This window comes from Pseudomonas sp. SLFW (genome assembly GCF_009905615.1).
GTDB lineage: Bacteria > Pseudomonadota > Gammaproteobacteria > Pseudomonadales > Pseudomonadaceae > Aquipseudomonas > Aquipseudomonas bambusae.
The window spans coordinates 135,636-153,015 of record NZ_JAAAKW010000013.1 but is presented as its reverse complement, the minus strand read 5'-3'; the positions used below and the strand labels follow the sequence as shown (position 1 = coordinate 153,015).

Annotated in this window: 17 protein-coding genes and 1 tRNA gene; 8 read left to right on the top strand and 10 right to left on the bottom strand. The window is 59.6% G+C overall.

What is annotated here, in order from left to right:
* Positions 1–344: 344 nt before the first annotated feature.
* From GVN17_RS21545 to GVN17_RS21535, 3 genes are all read left to right on the top strand, one after another.
* Complete coding sequence (locus GVN17_RS21545; protein ID WP_166597272.1) at positions 345–2,402, top strand: methyl-accepting chemotaxis protein; 2,058 nt, start codon at positions 345–347, stop codon at positions 2,400–2,402.
* 114 nt (positions 2,403–2,516) lie between these two features.
* Complete coding sequence (locus GVN17_RS21540) at positions 2,517–3,173, top strand: bifunctional 2-polyprenyl-6-hydroxyphenol methylase/3-demethylubiquinol 3-O-methyltransferase UbiG (protein ID WP_166597271.1); 657 nt, start codon at positions 2,517–2,519, stop codon at positions 3,171–3,173.
* A 38-nt stretch (positions 3,174–3,211) separates the two neighbouring features.
* Entirely contained in the window at positions 3,212–4,078 is an 867-nt protein-coding gene (locus tag GVN17_RS21535) for a methylenetetrahydrofolate reductase (protein WP_166597270.1), read from the top strand.
* A 9-nt stretch (positions 4,079–4,087) separates the two neighbouring features.
* Here GVN17_RS21535 and GVN17_RS21530 read toward each other — a convergent pair whose 3' ends face one another.
* Positions 4,088–4,798, bottom strand: a complete 711-nt coding sequence (locus GVN17_RS21530; RefSeq protein WP_166597269.1) for a glutathione binding-like protein — start codon at positions 4,796–4,798, stop codon at positions 4,088–4,090.
* The gene (locus GVN17_RS21525) at positions 4,795–5,436 is read right to left on the bottom strand and encodes a TetR/AcrR family transcriptional regulator (protein ID WP_166597268.1); all 642 of its coding nucleotides are present in this window, start codon (positions 5,434–5,436) and stop codon (positions 4,795–4,797) included. Before GVN17_RS21525 ends, GVN17_RS21530 begins: the two co-directional genes overlap by 4 nt.
* 126 nt (positions 5,437–5,562) lie before the next feature.
* Between GVN17_RS21525 and GVN17_RS21520 the strand changes: the two genes are divergently transcribed.
* Complete coding sequence (locus tag GVN17_RS21520) at positions 5,563–6,264, top strand: glutathione S-transferase family protein (RefSeq protein ID WP_166597267.1); 702 nt, start codon at positions 5,563–5,565, stop codon at positions 6,262–6,264.
* An 89-nt stretch (positions 6,265–6,353) separates the two neighbouring features.
* Here GVN17_RS21520 and ychF read toward each other — a convergent pair whose 3' ends face one another.
* The 8 genes from ychF to GVN17_RS21480 form a co-directional block, all read right to left on the bottom strand.
* Positions 6,354–7,454, bottom strand: coding sequence for a redox-regulated ATPase YchF (gene ychF / locus GVN17_RS21515; RefSeq protein ID WP_166597266.1), 1,101 nt, complete (start codon positions 7,452–7,454; stop codon positions 6,354–6,356).
* Positions 7,455–7,474: 20 nt separating this feature from the next.
* Positions 7,475–8,059 carry an aminoacyl-tRNA hydrolase gene (pth, locus tag GVN17_RS21510; protein ID WP_166597265.1) on the bottom strand — a complete coding sequence of 195 codons (585 nt, stop codon included), beginning with the start codon at positions 8,057–8,059 and terminating at the stop codon, positions 7,475–7,477.
* A 75-nt stretch (positions 8,060–8,134) separates the two neighbouring features.
* A complete protein-coding gene (locus GVN17_RS21505; protein ID WP_166597264.1) occupies positions 8,135–8,740 on the bottom strand; it encodes a 50S ribosomal protein L25/general stress protein Ctc in 606 nt (201 codons plus the stop codon).
* Between the two features lie 139 nt (positions 8,741–8,879).
* The gene (locus GVN17_RS21500; RefSeq protein ID WP_037018241.1) at positions 8,880–9,821 is read right to left on the bottom strand and encodes a ribose-phosphate pyrophosphokinase; all 942 of its coding nucleotides are present in this window, start codon (positions 9,819–9,821) and stop codon (positions 8,880–8,882) included.
* Between the two features lie 47 nt (positions 9,822–9,868).
* Positions 9,869–9,943 (bottom strand) — tRNA-Gln (locus tag GVN17_RS21495).
* Positions 9,944–9,978: 35 nt separating this feature from the next.
* Positions 9,979–10,830 carry a 4-(cytidine 5'-diphospho)-2-C-methyl-D-erythritol kinase gene (gene ispE / locus GVN17_RS21490; RefSeq protein WP_166597263.1) on the bottom strand — a complete coding sequence of 284 codons (852 nt, stop codon included), beginning with the start codon at positions 10,828–10,830 and terminating at the stop codon, positions 9,979–9,981.
* A 2-nt stretch (positions 10,831–10,832) separates the two neighbouring features.
* Positions 10,833–11,450: a lipoprotein insertase outer membrane protein LolB gene (gene lolB, locus GVN17_RS21485; protein ID WP_166597262.1), complete on the bottom strand. Its 618-nt coding sequence runs from the start codon at positions 11,448–11,450 to the stop codon at positions 10,833–10,835.
* A gap of 3 nt (positions 11,451–11,453) precedes the next feature.
* Positions 11,454–13,181: a tetratricopeptide repeat protein gene (locus GVN17_RS21480; protein WP_166597261.1), complete on the bottom strand. Its 1,728-nt coding sequence runs from the start codon at positions 13,179–13,181 to the stop codon at positions 11,454–11,456.
* 257 nt (positions 13,182–13,438) lie between these two features.
* Here GVN17_RS21480 and hemA point away from each other — a divergent pair, with 257 nt between their 5' ends.
* The 4 genes from hemA to GVN17_RS21460 are packed head-to-tail and all read left to right on the top strand — an operon-like array spanning position 13,439 to position 17,378.
* Entirely contained in the window at positions 13,439–14,716 is a 1,278-nt protein-coding gene (gene hemA / locus GVN17_RS21475; protein WP_166597260.1) for a glutamyl-tRNA reductase, read from the top strand.
* Positions 14,713–15,795 (top strand): peptide chain release factor 1, encoded by a 1,083-nt coding sequence (gene prfA, locus GVN17_RS21470; protein WP_166597259.1) that lies wholly within the window; start codon positions 14,713–14,715, stop codon positions 15,793–15,795. Before hemA ends, prfA begins: the two co-directional genes overlap by 4 nt.
* Positions 15,796–16,629, top strand: a complete 834-nt coding sequence (prmC, locus tag GVN17_RS21465) for a peptide chain release factor N(5)-glutamine methyltransferase (protein WP_166597258.1) — start codon at positions 15,796–15,798, stop codon at positions 16,627–16,629. It begins immediately after the preceding gene.
* Entirely contained in the window at positions 16,623–17,378 is a 756-nt protein-coding gene (locus tag GVN17_RS21460) for a molybdopterin-synthase adenylyltransferase MoeB (RefSeq protein WP_166597257.1), read from the top strand. The genes prmC and GVN17_RS21460 overlap by 7 nt, the downstream gene beginning before the upstream one ends.
* Positions 17,379–17,380: the final 2 nt, after the last annotated feature.

Below are 17,380 nucleotides of genomic sequence, written 5' to 3'. Positions count from 1 at the left end.
TCTGCGCATAACGCTGAGCGGCCGTCACCGGGTGACATCTTTACAGCGCGGCTTGTGTGTTTTTGCCCCACTTTTGTGCATGTGAAGTGCACTGTCTTTGTTCGTGCGCCCATTTAGATGGCGTCTTGCTATCGGTCCGTTTCTTGCTTATCCCTGCCCTATGGCTAGCCCCGGTGCGGGGCGTTGGCGCATTGATTTGACACCGCCGATCGATCCCCGGCATAGGGGACGGGTGGTTGTCGTTTTTGAAACAAAGACATGGCATTTTGCCGGTAAGAATGTGAGGCAGCAGCTGTAGCGGTCACAAGCCGCGACAGCGGGTTGTCCGTGAGGAGTGATCGGACATGCAAAGTCTTTTGTCGCCAGGCATCCGCCTGCTCGGACGTTTCGGGTTTGCACGCAAGTTTCAGGTGCTTTTCTTCCTGTTCATGCTGCCGCTGGCCGGCAGCTTATGGATGATTGGACAGGATTACCGCAGCAAACTGGCGGTCATTTCCGGCGAGCAATCCGGGGTGCGCCAGTTGCTGGCGCTGGATGCACTGGATGCGCAACTGACGTCTCAGCGCAATCTCGCCGCCCGCTGGAAGGCGGCCGATATCCTCCACGATCCAACCCCGGCAGCCAAAGCCGCCATGGCGGCGCTGGATGCGGGCAACCCGGTCCTGATGCAAACGCTGGCCAAAGTGGGCGATGAGCTCAATGCACGTAAGGCTGGCCCGGACACGCTGGCGCGCTTTCAGGCGTTGCAGGCGCTGGTGAAGGGGATGGATTCCGAATCTCTGCGGACGATCGGCTGGTGGCCGGACGGTTACGACCGCTTCACTTCCGCGTTGACAGGGTTGCAGAGCCTGCGTGAGCAGATCGCCATGGACAACGGCCTGATTCTTGATCCATGGCTCGAAACCTACCTGCTGATGCAAGTCTCCACGCAACAGGCGCCTGATTTGATCGAGCGTATCGGTCGCATGGCCAGTATCGGTCAGTCCTCCATCGCGTCGGGCCAGTTCACCCTGCAAAGCCGTTTGCAGATGCGCGATCTACGCGGGCGCATCACCGATGCTCGCGACCAACTGGTCAAGGCCGCTGCGTCGCTCCAGGCGAAAGCTTACCCCGGCATGGAGCCGTGGACCCGGGCCTACAACGACAGCCTCCAGCGCCTCGACACCGAGCTGAAAGTGCTGGATGACGGCGTCTTCGGCGGGAGCATCAAGCTCGACACCGCCGGGTTCGAGCGCAGTGTTGATAGTGTCCTCGAAGCCCTGTCGACGTTGCGCAATCAATCGTTGAACGCCCTCGACAGTCGACTGGATTACTACCACGACCGGGCGATCAAGCAGTTTATCCCGGTCGCGGCAATCTTCAGTGTCCTGGCGCTGGCCGCGTTGTATCTGTTCATGTGTTTGCAGGCGTCGATTCGTCGCAGCGCCAAAGGCATCACCACCCTGGCGGAGTCTCTGCGTGACGGCAACCTGTGTGTCGAAGTCGCTGTTGAGGGCCGTGACGAGCTGGCGGCCATTAGCACGGCGTTGAACGTGGCGGTGGTGCAGCTGCGCTCCAGCCTGCTGGGCGTCAACCACGAAACGCAGCAGTTGGGGTCGGCGGTGGTCACGCTCAACTCGCAGGCGGGCAGCACGTTGAACGAAGTCGAAGATCAACAACAGCAGATCAGCCAGATCGCTGCTGCCGCCACTCAACTCGCGGCGACTTCTCTCGGTGTCGCCAAGAGCTGTGAGGAAGCGTCTGGCAGTGCTCAGCAGACCCGCCGCATTGCCGAAGACAGCAGCCGTGACAGCGTGCGCACCACCGCCAGCATCCAGCAACTCAATCAACGCCTGACCGATACCGCCAACGCGCTGGGCAAAGTCAGTGAGCAAGGGCAGCAGATTCAGTCAGTGGTCGACACCATTCGCGGCATCGCCGAACAGACCAACCTGCTGGCGCTCAACGCAGCGATCGAGGCCGCCCGGGCGGGAGAGCAGGGCCGAGGGTTTGCGGTCGTGGCAGATGAAGTGCGCAGCCTGTCGCAACGCACGCAGGCCTCCACCGCGCAGATCGCCGGGACGGTCGACAGTCTGCGCGCCACGGTGAGCCAGGCGGTGAGTCTGATGGAAGCCGCCTGTGGCCAGGCGATTACCGACGCGCAATCGGTCACCGGTCTTGGCGAGCGTCTGGGCGAGATTGCCAGTGCGGTGCAGATCGTCACCGACACGCTGGCGCAGATCGCCACCGCCGTGGAGGAGCAAGCTGCCACGGCCGATGAAGTCAGCGGCAATATCCAGCAGGTGGACCAGGCCGCCGGGCGTCTGCTCGATGGCGCGCGGGCGGTGAATCACGCCGCTGACACCCTGAGCAAAGGCAGTCGGGCGTTGAGCGATAACACGTCCAGGTTTCAGTTGGGATGACCCGTCCAGTGTCCGGCCGACGCGACACGGTGAGGTTGAAATACAAAAAGTCTTGACGATGGGGGTGGGTCATCGGTTTTATCGCCGCTGACTCATTCATTCAAGGCTCCCCTCATGACTGACAGTAGTGCCGCCGGCGCCGCGGTGTATTCGCCGCTGACGTTGGCTCTGTATGACGCATGGGTGCTCGGAATCTCCAATCGCTATGCATGGCGTTGTCCGACCCAAACTGTGTTGCTGCCGTTCTTTCGCGCCAACGTGCGCCCGCGTCATTTGGACATCGGTGTGGGCACGGGCTACTACCTGGCAAAGACGCAACTCTCCTCGCAAACCCAGATCACCCTGCTCGACCTTAACCCCAGCAGCCTTGAAGCCGCCAAACGGCGCATCGCTCGACCGGGGACTCGCACGATCCAGCACGACGTCTTCAAGCCCATCCCGGGCGACCAGCGTTTCGATTCGATTTCCCTTTTCTACTTGCTGCATTGTCTGCCGGGGCCGCTGGATGCCAAGGCGGCGATCTTCGGCCACCTCAAGCACAATTTGCAGCCGGACGGCGTGCTGTTCGGCGCGACGATTCTGGGGGATGAGGCCGGGCACAATGCCTTTGGCCGCAAGCTCATGGCCGTGTACAACAAAAAGGGCATTTTTGGTAACCGGCGCGACACCGAAGCTGGGTTCGAGGGCCGTCTGCGCGAACACTTCCGTGACGTGACCCTCAAGCGTGAAGGATGTGTATTGCTGTTTCGCGCAGCGCAACCGATTGTCTGAGCCATTCAATGGTGATGCCTCAAGAGCACAATAAAAAAATGAATGCTGTGACGATTCTTTCGATCCGGACAACCCTATTTCAGGGCTTTTCACTGGAGACGACCGCCAAAGACGCTGTGCAGATGGGCCGCGCCATGGCGGCTCTACCCCCTGGAACACCCGTCAATATCGCTTTCTTGGGGAGCGAGAGTTTCGAGCAACGGCTGGCCGCTGTTCAGGCGTTGATCGCAGGCCGTGTCAGCCCAAGACCGATCATTTCTTCTCGACGAATTACCTCGCACTCCGTGCTTCAGTCATTTCTGGAGCAGGCGATGGCCAGTGCGCCGTTAACGGGGATATTTCTGGTGGGGGGTGATCCGCAGGTGCCGCAAGGGCCGTTCAGCGACTCGCTGGAGCTGATTGGCAGCGGGCTCCTGGACGGGCTCGACGTGCCGATGGTCGGCGTGCCTGGCTATCCGGAAGGCCACCCGCATATCCGGGATGAGGTCTTGTGGGATTACCTGACGCGGAAAATCGCTGCGCTGCGCGAGAGAGGCTTCGACGTCGAAATCACCACCCAGCTGTCATTCGACAGCCAAGCAGTCGTCACGTGGATCGAAAAAGTCCGACAGGCTGGTCTGAATGTTCCGATTCGCGTCGGCATTCCCAGCCCATCGTCGCTGACTGGCATTTTGCGGTTCGCCAAACAATGCCGGGTCGGAACGTCAGCCCAGTTGCTCCAGCGCTATGGCTGGCACGTCACATCGCTGTTGGGCACCGAAGGGCCTGAACGCTTTCTGACTGAACTGATGCAAGTGCTGGAGCAGCGAAATCTCGGAGAGGTTCGCTTGCATTTGTATCCACTGGGCGATGTGCCCAAGGCCGTCGAATGGCTGCAAACCTTTGAGCGTCAGGCTTTGGGCTGAGCGACGCTGTCAGTCAGGTTTCGGCGCGTTCGTGGCGGTCTGGCCGAACAGAATCTTCTTGCCCTCTTCGGTGACGGAGGCGCGGTTTTTCGACAGGGCCTCCCCCTGTGCGTAAGCGCGAGCCGTGGCGGGGCGTGCCTGAATCGTCTGGAACCAGCGTTTCAGGTTCGGGAAATCATCCAGATTCTGTTGCTGGCGCTGCCATGGCACCACCCACGGGTATGCCGCCATGTCCGCGATGGAATACGCTTCCCCGCCGATGAACGCCCGGCCTTCGAGACGGCGGTTCAAAACGCCATACAAGCGGTTGGTCTCATTGACGTAACGGGTGATCGCATAGGGCAGCTTTTCCGGGGCATACACCCCAAAGTGATGATTCTGACCCGCCATGGGTCCCAGCCCGCCCATCTGCCACATCAGCCATTCGGTGACGGTTTTCTTGCCGCGCACATCGGTTGGCAGGAATCGTCCGGTCTTTTCTGCCAGGTACAGCAGAATCGCACCCGATTCGAAAACCGTAATCGGCTCGCCACCGTCGGCAGGGGCCGTGTCGATGATCGCGGGCATCCGGTTGTTCGGCGAGAACGCCAGAAAGTCGGGTTTGAACTGATCCCCGGCGCTGATATCGACGGGATGAATGCGGTATTCCAGCCCGACCTCTTCGAGAAATAGAGTGATTTTGTGACCGTTGGGGGTTGGCCAGTAGTAAAGCTCGATCATCGCTGAGATTCCGTGGCAAACGAGTGAAGGGGAGTTGCGTGTGTGTGGGATGTGTCTGCGTCGAGCAAAGCAAGCACGGGCCTTACGACGCTTTCCAGCAAGGGGCGCTGTGGCCGGGCGCGGGCCAGGACGCGGATGCCGAGCAATACGCCGAGCAACAGACCGCTGACATCCATAGCCGAAAGCGACCGGGAAATACTGCCGTCAGCCTGGCCCGCTGCCACGCAACGGTAGAAAAACGCTTCGGCCCGCGTCAGGAAGTCATCGATGATTTCCTGTGCATCAGGCGCGTCTGGTACGGCTTCAAGGGCCGAGTTCACCATCATGCAGCCGCGGTGATGAACATCACTCATCGAGCGGTCGATGATTTCGACGAAGAAGGTTTCAATCGCCAGGCGCGGAGCGAGCGTGTTTTCCAGCCGCACCACCCGTTCACCAAAACTGCTTTCCAGGTAGTGCGCCAATGCCCTGCGGTAAAGGCCGCGTTTGTCACCGAATGCGTTGTAGACGCTGGCTCCGGTGATCCCCATGCATTCGATCAGGTCACGCATGGACGTCGCTTCGAAACCCTTTGCCCAAAAGCACTGGATCGCGGCGTCGAGCACAGCCTGTTCATCGAATTCTCTTGGTCTTGCCATCGCTGATGTCCTCTAAGGGGCAAACGCAGGCGTTGCGTCTTGCTCCGTAGTTCGCCTAATCTAAAACAGTCGTTCTAAAACTAAAACCTGTTTTTTCCCGACCTCGACCTTTCAGAGATGACCGCCATGATTCGTTTCTATTTTCACCCAACCCCCAATCCGGCCAAAGTTGCGTTGTTCCTGGAGGAGTCAGGTCTGGCCTATGAGGTGGTGCCGGTGGACACCAGCAAGGGCGAGCAGCATCTGCCCGAATTTCGCGCCGTAAACCCCAATGGCAAAGTCCCGGCGATCATCGACACCGACGGCCTTGGCGGCAAAGCAGTGCGCGTGTTCGATTCCAGCGCGATTCTGCTGTACCTGGGCGAAAAGACGGGTCAGTTCATGGGCGCTCCTGAAGACAAGCCCGAACTGCTGTCCTGGCTGTTCTTCATCGCGTCGGGCTTGGGGCCGTTTTCCGGGCAGGCGGTGCACTTTCAATACGCAGCCCCCGAGGGCAACGACTACGCCATCAACCGCTACCGTCGCGAAATCGAGCGTCACTACGAAGTGCTTGATACGCACCTGGCCAACCGTGAATACATCGTCGGCAACGATTACACCCTTGCCGACATTTCCACGTGGGGTTGGCTGATCAGGGCGCCTCGTGTGATGAAAGGCTCGGAAGATGCGCTCGCTGATTTCCCGCATCTCAAACGCTGGTTCCAGCGCATCGAAGCCCGCCCGGCCGCTCAACGCGCTCGAAATGTGGGGAAAGAGTTGGCGTTCAAGAAAGACATGGACGAACAAGCGAAGCGCGCGCTGTTTCCGTCGAATTATCCGAAGGTGTGATGGGCGGGTAGAGGCGCAAGGAAACGAGCAACAAAAAGCCCCCAGGCGGGGGCTTTCAAAGGCGTGCTAATCGGGCAGGAAGCCTCGGATCAAACGTTGAACCGGAAGTGCAGCACGTCGCCGTCCTTGACGATGTAGTCCTTGCCTTCCAGGCGCCATTTGCCTGCTTCTTTGGCACCGGCTTCGCCCTTGTACTGGATGAAGTCGTTGTAGGCGACGCACTCGGCGCGAATGAAGCCTTTTTCGAAGTCGGTGTGGATCACGCCTGCAGCCTGTGGCGCGGTGGCGCCGACGCGGACGGTCCAGGCGCGGACTTCTTCGACACCGGCGGTGAAGTAAGTCTGCAAGTGCAGCATCTCGTAGCCCGCGCGGATCACGCGGTTCAGGCCAGGCTCTTCGAGGCCCAGAGCTTCAAGGAACATGTCCTTCTCTTCGCCGTCGTCCAGCTCGGCGATTTCAGCTTCGATCTTGTTGCAGACCGGCACCAGCATCGCACCTTCTTCTTCGGCGATGGCGCGAACCACGTCCAGGTGCGGGTTGTTTTCGAAACCGTCTTCCGCGACGTTGGCGATGTACATGACCGGTTTGGTGGTCAGCAGATGGAAGCCCTTGATCACGGCTTTCTCATCGGCACCCATGTTCTTCATCAGGCTGCGCGCAGGCTTGCCCTCGGTGAAGTGGGCGATGAGTTGTTCCAGCAGGCCTTTTTGGACGACTGCGTCTTTGTCGCCGCCCTTGGCATTGCGGGTGACTTTCTGCAGCTGTTTTTCGCAACTGTCGAGGTCGGCGAAGATCAGTTCAAGGTCGATGATTTCGATGTCGCGTTTCGGGTCGACGCTGTTGGAGACGTGAATCACGTTCTCGTCTTCAAAGCAGCGGACCACGTGGGCGATGGCGTCGGTTTCGCGAATGTTGGCGAGGAACTTGTTGCCCAGGCCTTCACCTTTTGACGCGCCTGCGACGAGGCCCGCGATGTCAACGAACTCCATCGTGGTCGGCAGGATGCGCTTCGGGTTGACGATGTCGGCCAGCGCCTGAAGACGTGGATCGGGCATGGGCACGATGCCGCTGTTCGGCTCGATGGTGCAGAAGGGAAAGTTCTCCGCCGCAATACCGGATTTGGTCAGGGCGTTGAACAGGGTGGACTTGCCGACGTTGGGCAGGCCGACGATGCCGCAGTTGAATCCCATGGTGTTTCCCCTCAGTGATGTCAGGCCTTCTGGCTGTGCAGGACACGCATCGCTTTGGCGAAGTCGCCTGCGAGGACATCCGGCAACGCGCCGAGGGCAAAGTCGATACTGGCGTCCAGTTTTTCCTGTTCGGCGCGTGGCGCACGACCCAGTACGAAGTTGGAGACCAGGCTGGCATCGCCGGGGTGGCCGATGCCAAGCCGCAGGCGATAAAAGCCGTTTTGATTGCCGAGCTGCGCGATGATGTCGCGCAGGCCGTTATGCCCGCCGTGTCCGCCGCCCAGTTTGAGTTTGGCGACGCCCGGAGGCAGGTCGAGTTCGTCGTGGGCCACCAGTATGGCCTGCGGAGGAATCCGGAAGAAACCCGCCAGCGCTGCGACAGACTGGCCGCTGCGGTTCATGTACGTGGTGGGAATCAGCAGACGAACGTCTTGGCCTTGATGGCTGAATTTAGCCGTCAGACCGAAATACTTGCGGTCAGCCGTCAGATTGACGCGCTGTGCGCTGGCGATACGTTCAACGAAAAGAGCCCCTGCGTTATGCCGGGTCTGTTCGTATTCGGGGCCGGGGTTTCCCAGGCCGACGATCAGTTGGATGGCGGTCACGTCAGGGGCTCTTCCTTGGGTCGAGTGTGATGGTGCCGGGCACCATCACGGGTTCAACCGGCTAGCGAGTAATGATTACTCTGCTTCGCCTTCTGCGGTGCCTTCTTCTTCCTGGACGACGCGTGGAGCGTGGACGTTTGCGATGTCCAGGTCCTTGCCGTGTGCCAGAGCGACGAATTCAACACCTTTAGGTGCTTTAACGTCGGACAGGTGAACGTTGTCGCCGATTTCCAGCGCGCCCAGGTCAACTTCGATGAACTCAGGCAGATCTTTAGGCAGGCAGGACACTTCCAGTTCAGTGGTAGTGTGCGAGATTTCGCCGCCTTTCTTGATCGGAGCTTCTTCGTTGATGAAGTGCACTGGTACGGTTGCGGTCAGTTTCTGGCCAGCAACAACACGGATGAAGTCAGCGTGCATGATGAATTGCTTGGCAGGGTGACGTTGCATCGCTTTAACGATCACGTTCTGCTTGGCGCCATCAACGTTCAGTTCGATAACGTGGCTGAAAGCCGCTTCGTTTTCGAACAGTTTGGCGATTTCCTTGGCCACGATGGTCACGGATTCGGCAGCTTTGTTACCACCGTAAACAACGGCAGGGATGCTGGCGGCGTGACGCAGGCGGCGGCTCGCACCTTTCCCCAGGTCAGTACGCGCTTGGGCGTTCAGAGTAAAGTCAGTCATTTTGTATCTCCAAAATAGCCATCATCGAGCGGCGTTTGCGACCAGCGCCAACTCGATATGGGCAAAAAAGCCCCGCCCCAACAGTCACTGTTGGGGCGGGGCGCTTTTCGTCAACGGAGGTTTCGAGAGGGCAGGGCCCTTAACGGAACATCGCGCTGATCGATTCTTCGTTGCTGATGCGACGCATCGCTTCAGCGACTACCGGTGCGATATCCAGTTGGCGGATACGGTCACAGGCTTGTGCTGCAGCGGACAACGGGATGGTGTTCGTGACCACCAGTTCGTCCAGCACGGAATTTTCGATGTTTTCGATTGCGCGACCCGACAGCACAGGGTGTGTGCAGTAGGCAAAGACCTTGGCAGCGCCATGTTCTTTGAGGGCCTTGGCCGCGTGGCACAAGGTGCCGGCGGTATCGACCATGTCGTCGACCAGAATACAGGTACGACCTTCGACGTCACCGATGATGTGCATCACTTCAGAGTGATTGGCTTTCTCGCGGCGTTTGTCGATGATCCCGAGATCAACGCCCAGGGACTTGGCTACGGCACGTGCACGCACGACGCCACCGATGTCCGGGGAAACGATCATCAGGTTTTCGAAACGCTGGTCTTCGATGTCATCCACCAGAACAGGGGAGCCGTAGATGTTATCTACAGGAATATCGAAGAAGCCCTGAATCTGGTCAGCGTGCAGGTCAACGGTCAGCACACGGTCGATACCGACGACGGTGAGCATGTCCGCGACCACTTTGGCGCTGATGGCCACGCGAGCGGAACGCGGACGGCGATCCTGACGGGCATAACCAAAGTAAGGGATAACAGCGGTGATACGAGTAGCCGAGGAACGGCGGAAGGCATCAGCCATCACGACGAGTTCCATCAGGTTATCGTTGGTCGGCGCGCAGGTCGGCTGAATAATGAAGACGTCTTTACCGCGAACGTTTTCATTGATCTCAGCGGTAATCTCGCCGTCGGAGAACTTACCGACAGAGATGTCACCGAGAGGGATATGCAGCTGACGTACGACACGCCGAGCCAGATCGGGGTTGGCGTTCCCCGTAAAGACCATCATCTTGGACACGCGCAGTACCTGGAGGCTTAGGGTATGCCTGGATGACTATAGGAAAATGGCAGGGGCGGCTGGATTCGAACCAACGCATGGCAGGATCAAAACCTGCTGCCTTACCGCTTGGCGACGCCCCTGTATCTGTTGCACGAGTGCCTGGCACTCGGTTCTCTTAGAGCAGTGTCTGTAACTTTCGGTGCAACATCGAGATGTTGCTGCCTTTTGCCACAAACCCTGTAAGGGTCTCTGTAAGAAGGGCCGAGACTTTATCAGCTTCAGCTTTGCTTGGGAAGGCCCCAAACACACAACTTCCAGTTCCGGTTAACTTTGCTTCGGTAAATTTACCTAGCAAATTCAATGCGTTACGTACTTCTGGATAACGCCTTGCTACAACCGGTAAGCAGTCATTTCGACTGTTTCCCTTGGGAACGGGGCGCACTTTAATGGGCGGCGTGTCACGTGTCAACAGTGGATCTGAAAAAATTTCTGCTGTACTTACAGAGACTTGCGGCACAAGCACCACATACCAAGGTTCTTCGGGGTCTTCAGGGGTCAGGATTTCGCCCACGCCTTCGGCAAACGCGGCGTGTCCGCGCACGAAAACCGGAACGTCAGCCCCGAGCTTGAGCCCCAGCGTCGCCAGGCGATCTTCATCCCAACCCAGATGCCAAAGGTGATTGAGCCCGAGCAATGTCGTCGCCGCATCCGAACTCCCACCGCCGATACCGCCGCCCATGGGCAACAGTTTCTTGATCCAGATATCAGCGCCAAGTGGCGAGCCCGATTGCTCTTTCAGTGCGCGGGCGGCTTTGACAATCAGATTACTGTCGTGGGGGACGTCAGGGAATTCCGTTTGCAGGCGAACTTCGCCGTCTTCGCGCAGTGCGAAACTCAACTCATCGCCGTAATCCAGAAACTGAAACAGCGTTTGCAGTTCGTGATAGCCGTCCGGGCGACGGCCAAGAATGTGCAGCATCAGGTTCAGCTTGGCAGGCGCGGGAAGTGTCAATGGTTGCCGGGACATGATCATTGCCCCAGCTTGCGCGGTTGCCAGTCCTTGATGACCAGCGTGACGTCGAGATCCTGGCCGTGCAGTTTCATCCGCTCAGGCAGCCAGTAGCCGTTCTGTTCGGTGTAGCTCAGGTATTCGATTTTCCAGCCGTCCTGATCCAGATTGGACAGGCGACTGTCGCCGTCCAGGGTCAGGCTGCTTTTACTGTCGGGTGCAGGAAGGCCGCGGACCCACCAGACCAGATGCGAGACGGGCAGCTTCCAGCCCAGTTGGTCTTTGAGCAGCGTTTCGGGGTCCGGCGCGTCGTAACGGCCCTGATTGGCGACTTCCAGCGACACGGCGCCAGGGCGACCGGTCAATCGAGCGGCACCACGACCAAGAGGGCCGGAGAGGCGAATGTCGTAGTAATCCTGACGCTGCAGCCAGTAGAGGGTCCCGCTGCCAGAGTCTTTCGGAGCGCGAATCCCCACTTTGCCATTGATTTCCCAGCCGTCGAGGCTCGCGAGCTGTTGCTTGTTGGCTTGCCATTTGTTGGCGTCGCCGGTGCCCTGCACGGCTTCACGAGAGGTGATGCCGGCGCAACCGGCGAGCAGGACGATGAGGCTGAATGCAAGTACGTGGCGCAGTGACATAAATCAGAGGTTCTCGGAGCCGGTCAGGCGTTTGAGGGTGCTGCGCAGGACCGGGCTGTCAGGTTGTTGTTCGAGGGCCTTGCCCCAGACTTTACGGGCTTCGCGCTGTTGGCCTTTGGCCCAGAGCACTTCGCCCAGGTGCGCGGCGACTTCGTGATCGGGGTAGCGCTCCAGCGCCTCACGCAGCAGGCGCTCGGCTTCGTCGAGGTTGCCGAGGCGGTAATTGACCCAGCCCAGACTGTCGAGGACCGCCGGATCATCCGGGTTCAACTGGTGCGCACGCTCGATCAATTCTTTCGCTTCGGCGTAGCGGGTGGTGCGGTCGGACAGCGTGTAGCCCAAGGCGTTGAGGGCCATGGCGTTGTCCGGTTCACGCTTGAGGATCGCCCGCAGATCGGTTTCCATCTGCTTCAGATCGTTACGTTTCTCGGCCAGCATGGCGCGGGTGTAAAGCAGATTCAGGTCGTCCGGATACTGTTTGAGTGCCTGAGTCAGCACCTGCCAGCCACGATCGCTCTGATTGTTATTGGTCAGGGTTTCGGCTTCGATCAGGTACAGCTGAATGATGTAGTCGGGCTGGTCGGCGCGGGCCTGGGCCAGTCGTTTCGAGGCTTCGGCGGTACTGCCGTTGCTCATCAGAATGTCCGCCTGGCGCAGTTGGGCGGGCAGGTAATCGTTGCCCGGACCCACTTGTGCGTATTCGGCAAGGGCGTTTTGGGGATCGTTGCGCTCTTCATAAATACGACCAAGGTTCACATGCGCGGCATCGACGTGACTGCCACGGGCGACCAGGTCTTCCAGATAGCCCTGCGCTTCGTCCCATGCCTTGTTTTCCAGACACACCAGCGCCAGTGAATAACGCAGCTCGTCGTCGTCCGGGTATTGCTGGACGAGGCTGGAGAACTGCACCTTGGCGTCTTCCATGCGGTTCTGTTCAACCAGCATGCGGGCGTAGGTCAGGCGCAGGCGCTTGTCGTCCGGGTATTTCTTGATGCTTTTTTCCAGCAGCGGCATCGCTTCCTTGCCACGGTTCATGCTTTGCAGCAGACGGGCACGGAGGAGGATCGGCGCGACTTCGCCTTCGCCAGGCGGGTTGTCTTCGAGCAGTTTGAGCGAGGCGGCGCTGTCACCTTCCTGTTGCAGCAACAGGGCTTTGCCGAAAATCAGCTGACCATTTTTCGGGTATTTGGCCAGCAGGCGATCAAAGCTGTTGAGCAAGCCCTTGCGCGTATTGGAGTCGGTTTCCGCTGCCGACAGCGCGAGGAAGTCGAAGTGGGTATCGCCCTGACCTTGAAGCACCTTCTCCATATACCGCATGGAGTCGTCGTAGCGTCCGGCGCGGGCCAGTTGAATGGCGGCGGCGCGTTGTGCTTCAAGGTTGTCCGGGTCATTTCTGGCCCAGATCATCGAGGTGTCCAGTGCCGCCTGATCAGCGCCCAGGTATTCGGCAATGCGGAATGCCCGCTCCGAAATGCCGGGGTCTTGGGTCTGGATCGCCTGGGTCACGTAGTTATCCAGCGCAATGTCGAAGCGATTGCGTTGTCCGGCCAGTTCGGCGGTCAGCAGGCTGACGACCGTGTCCTGGGTAAACGATCCGTAGACCTGAGGCTTGGCCTCAGGAGCGGGCGTCGCTTCTTTCGTCGCAGCAGCAGGCTGTGGCGAAACGGAGGCCGTAGACTGGCAGCCACCAAGAACGACAAGGGCAAGGAACAACGCGGAGGATTTATTCATATAGGAGAGAGGGCGGCTTACCTGCGGTTTGAAAGCATCATGACACAAGGCAGGGAGCAAACCCACAGCCCACTTGAAAACCAGAACCCGCTATTTACAGCCCGCGCTTGGACAATTTGTCGCAGGGGCATCGCCGTAAAGCGAATCTCTATAGGGACAATAGACTGTCCCGGACGTTCTGAATGTATTGCGGTGGTTGTTCTGAATCTATTGAAGTAGGACAATTGCCGGCTTCACGTCACCATCAGCGACCTTGAATGGCCTTTCTTGCTCTGGGTATCAACCATAAGACTGCATCAGTGGATGTCCGCGAGCGCGTGGCATTTACGCCTGAGCAGTTGGTTGAAGCATTGCAGCAACTGTGTCGTCTGACCCAGAGCCGCGAAGCCGCCATCCTGTCGACCTGTAATCGCAGCGAGCTTTATATAGAGCAGGACCAGCTCACCGCTGACGTCGTGCTGCGCTGGCTGGCCGATTATCACCACCTCAATGTCGACGAACTCCGCGCCAGCGCTTACGTGCACGAGGAAGACGCCGCCGTGCGCCACATGATGCGCGTGGCTTCGGGGCTGGATTCGCTGGTGCTGGGCGAGCCGCAGATTCTCGGGCAGATGAAATCCGCCTACGCCGTGGCTCGCGAGGCCGGAACCATCGGTCCATTACTGGGGCGACTGTTTCAAGCGACCTTCAGCGCGGCCAAACAGGTGCGCACGGACACGGCCATCGGCGAAAACCCGGTGTCTGTCGCGTTTGCCGCCGTCAGCCTGGCCAAACAGATTTTCAGCGACCTGCAACGCAGCCAGGCCTTGCTGATCGGTGCGGGGGAGACCATCACGCTGGTCGCCCGACACCTGCACGATCTGGGGGTCAAGCGTATCGTGGTCGCCAACCGGACGCTGGAGCGCGCGAGCATTCTGGCGGAAGAGTTCGGCGCTCACGCGGTCCTGTTGGCTGATATCCCTGCCGAGCTGGTCAACAGCGACATCGTCATCAGTTCCACTGCCAGCCAGTTGCCGATTCTGGGCAAGGGCGCGGTGGAAAGCGCGCTGAAACTGCGCAAGCACAAGCCGATTTTCATGGTCGACATCGCCGTTCCCCGCGACATCGAGCCGGAAGTAGGCGAGCTGGACGACGTTTACCTGTATACCGTGGATGACTTGCACGAAGTCGTCGCGGAAAACCTCAAGAGTCGCCAGGGTGCAGCCCAGGCGGCAGAGGAACTGGTCAGCGTCGGCGTCGAAGACTTCATGTCGCGTCTGCGCGAACTGGCGGCGGTCGATGTGCTGAGGGCCTATCGTCAGCAAAGCGAACGCCTGCGAGACGAAGAACTGCAGAAGGCGCAACGCATGCTCGCCAACGGCAGTAACGCTGAAGAGGTACTGATGGCGCTGGCACGTGGCCTGACCAACAAACTGATGCATGCGCCAAGCGTGCAACTAAAGAAGCTGTCCGCCGAAGGCCGCGTCGATGCGCTGGCCATGGCCCAGGAACTCTTTGCCCTCAATGAGGGCTCCACGGATAAACCCCCGCAATGAAAGCTTCACTGCTCAATAAGCTGGATGTGCTCAGCGACCGATTCGAAGAATTGACCGCGCTGCTGGGCGACGCCGAAGTCATTTCCGATCAGACTAAATTCCGTGCCTATTCCCGTGAATACGCGGAAGTCGAGCCGGTGATTCAGGTCTATACGCAGCTGCGAAAAGTACAGCGCGACCTCGAAGGCGCCCAGGCGCTGCTCAAGGACAGCGACCCGGACATGCGTGAAATGGCAGTCGAAGAAGTGCGCGAAGCCAAAGATCAGTTGCTGGTGCTGGAAGGCGATTTGCAGAAAATGCTGCTGCCCAAGGACCCCAACGATGGCCGTAACGTGTTTCTGGAGATCCGCGCGGGCACCGGGGGTGACGAGGCAGCGATTTTCTCGGGTGACTTGTTCCGCATGTATTCGCGTTACGCCGAGCGCCGGGGCTGGCGGGTGGAAATCCTTTCCGAAAACGAAGGCGAGCATGGTGGCTTCAAAGAAGTCATCGCCCGGGTCGAAGGCGAGAATGTCTACGGCAAACTGAAGTTCGAATCGGGTGCGCACCGCGTGCAACGAGTGCCCGAGACTGAATCTCAGGGGCGCATTCACACGTCGGCCTGCACGGTCGCGGTGTTGCCTGAGCCGGACGAGAAGCAGGCGATCGAGATCAATCCGGCGGATTTGCGCGTGGATACGTTCCGCTCATCGGGCGCCGGCGGTCAGCACGTCAACACCACCGACTCGGCGATTCGTATCACGCATTTGCCAACCGGCACCGTCGTCGAGTGCCAAGAAGAGCGTTCCCAGCACAAGAACCGCGCCCGGGCCATGTCCTGGTTAGCGGCCAAACTCAACGATCAGCAAACCGCAGCGGCCGCCAACGCCATCGCCAGCGAGCGTAAATTGCTGGTGGGTTCGGGAGACCGTTCGGAGCGGATTCGTACGTATAACTTTCCACAGGGGCGGGTGACGGATCATCGTGTGAACCTGACCTTGTATTCGCTGGATGAAGTTTTGGCCGGCGGGGTCGATGCAGTGATAGAACCGTTGCTTGCCGAGTATCAGGCAGATCAACTTGCGGCACTGGGTGAGTAAATGACCATCATCGCCAGCTTGTTAAGAAACGCTGAACTGCCGGATTCTCCGACAGCCCGTCTGGATGCTGAACTGCTGTTGGCGGCTGCCTTGGGCAAGCCGCGCAGCTTTTTGCACACCTGGCCGGAGCGTATTGTCAGCACCGAAGCCGCTCAGGCGTTCGACGGCTATCTGCAGCGTCGTCGCACGGGGGAGCCGGTGGCGTACATTTTGGGGCAACAGGGTTTCTGGAACATCGACCTTGAAGTCGCGACGCACACGCTGATTCCCCGGCCGGAAACCGAAATGCTGGTGGAAACCGCATTGGAGTTGCTGCCGGGGGCGATTCCCCATCGCTTGCTCGACCTTGGAACTGGCACGGGGGCCATCGCGCTGTCGCTGGCCAAGGACCGTCCGCAGTGGAACGTCACGGCGGTGGATCGGGTGGATGAAGCGGTGGAGCTTGCCGAGCGCAACCGACAGCGTCTGCACCTGGATAACGCCAATGTCCTGCGCAGCCACTGGTTCAGCGCCGTCGAGGGCCAGCGGTTCGACCTGATCCTCAGCAACCCTCCTTATATAGCGTCCAACGATCCTCACTTGGTAGAAGGTGACGTGCGCTTCGAGCCGAGTAGCGCGCTGGTCTCGGGCACCGATGGCCTCGACGATCTGCGTCTGATCGTGTCACAGGCGCCAGCCCATCTGGCAGCAGGTGGCTGGCTGTTGCTGGAACATGGCTACGATCAGGGCGCCGCAGTGCGCGATCTGCTCAACACCCATGGCTTCGAACAGATCCAGACCCGCCGCGATCTGGGGGATCACGAACGCATCACTTTCGGGCGCGTGCCGTGCTGAACGACGAAGAACTGCTGCGCTACAGTCGGCAGATTCTGCTGCAACAGGTTGATATCGACGGCCAGATGCGCCTCAAGCAGAGCCGTGCGCTGATCGTCGGCGTCGGCGGACTGGGTTCGCCGGTCGCGCTGTATCTGGCCGCTGCCGGGGTCGGGGAATTGCACCTCGCGGACTTCGACACGGTCGATCTGACCAACCTGCAACGTCAGATCATTCACGACACCCAGAGCGTTGGGCAGGGCAAGGTCGATTCCGCGATGGCCCGGCTGACCGCGATCAACCCGGACGTGAAGCTGGTGCCCCATCGTGTGGCGCTGGATGAAGATTCGCTGGCTGCGGTGGTCGACGCCGTGGATCTGGTGCTCGACTGTTCCGACAATTTCACCACCCGCGAGGCCGTCAACGCGGCCTGCGTCGCTGCGGCTAAACCGCTGGTGAGTGGTGCTGCGATTCGGCTGGAAGGGCAGCTCTCGGTGTTCGACCCGCGTCGCGCCGACAGTCCGTGCTACCACTGTTTGTATGGGCACGGGAGTGAGAGCGAACTGACGTGCAGCGAAGCCGGTGTCATCGGTCCGCTGGTCGGGCTGGTGGGGAGCCTGCAAGCCCTTGAAGCGCTTAAACTGCTGGCCGGTTTTGGCGATCCGATGGTGGGGCGGTTGCTGTTGATCGACGCCTTGGGCACGCGATTCCGCGAACTGAAAGTCAAACGTGATCCGGGTTGCCGTGTGTGCGGTGCAACCCATGGCTAGAA

Coding starts and splice junctions, on each gene's coding strand:
- GVN17_RS21545 (WP_166597272.1), top strand. CDS start 345: ATGCAAAGTCTTTTGTCGCCAGGCATCCGCCTGCTCGGACGTTTCGGG.
- GVN17_RS21540 (WP_166597271.1), top strand. CDS start 2,517: ATGACTGACAGTAGTGCCGCCGGCGCCGCGGTGTATTCGCCGCTGACG.
- GVN17_RS21535 (WP_166597270.1), top strand. CDS start 3,212: ATGAATGCTGTGACGATTCTTTCGATCCGGACAACCCTATTTCAGGGC.
- GVN17_RS21530 (WP_166597269.1), bottom strand. CDS start 4,798: ATGATCGAGCTTTACTACTGGCCAACCCCCAACGGTCACAAAATCACT.
- GVN17_RS21525 (WP_166597268.1), bottom strand. CDS start 5,436: ATGGCAAGACCAAGAGAATTCGATGAACAGGCTGTGCTCGACGCCGCG.
- GVN17_RS21520 (WP_166597267.1), top strand. CDS start 5,563: ATGATTCGTTTCTATTTTCACCCAACCCCCAATCCGGCCAAAGTTGCG.
- ychF (WP_166597266.1), bottom strand. CDS start 7,454: ATGGGATTCAACTGCGGCATCGTCGGCCTGCCCAACGTCGGCAAGTCC.
- GVN17_RS21505 (WP_166597264.1), bottom strand. CDS start 8,740: ATGACTGACTTTACTCTGAACGCCCAAGCGCGTACTGACCTGGGGAAA.
- ispE (WP_166597263.1), bottom strand. CDS start 10,830: ATGTCCCGGCAACCATTGACACTTCCCGCGCCTGCCAAGCTGAACCTG.
- lolB (WP_166597262.1), bottom strand. CDS start 11,450: ATGTCACTGCGCCACGTACTTGCATTCAGCCTCATCGTCCTGCTCGCC.
- GVN17_RS21480 (WP_166597261.1), bottom strand. CDS start 13,181: ATGAATAAATCCTCCGCGTTGTTCCTTGCCCTTGTCGTTCTTGGTGGC.
- hemA (WP_166597260.1), top strand. CDS start 13,439: ATGGCCTTTCTTGCTCTGGGTATCAACCATAAGACTGCATCAGTGGAT.
- prfA (WP_166597259.1), top strand. CDS start 14,713: ATGAAAGCTTCACTGCTCAATAAGCTGGATGTGCTCAGCGACCGATTC.
- prmC (WP_166597258.1), top strand. CDS start 15,796: ATGACCATCATCGCCAGCTTGTTAAGAAACGCTGAACTGCCGGATTCT.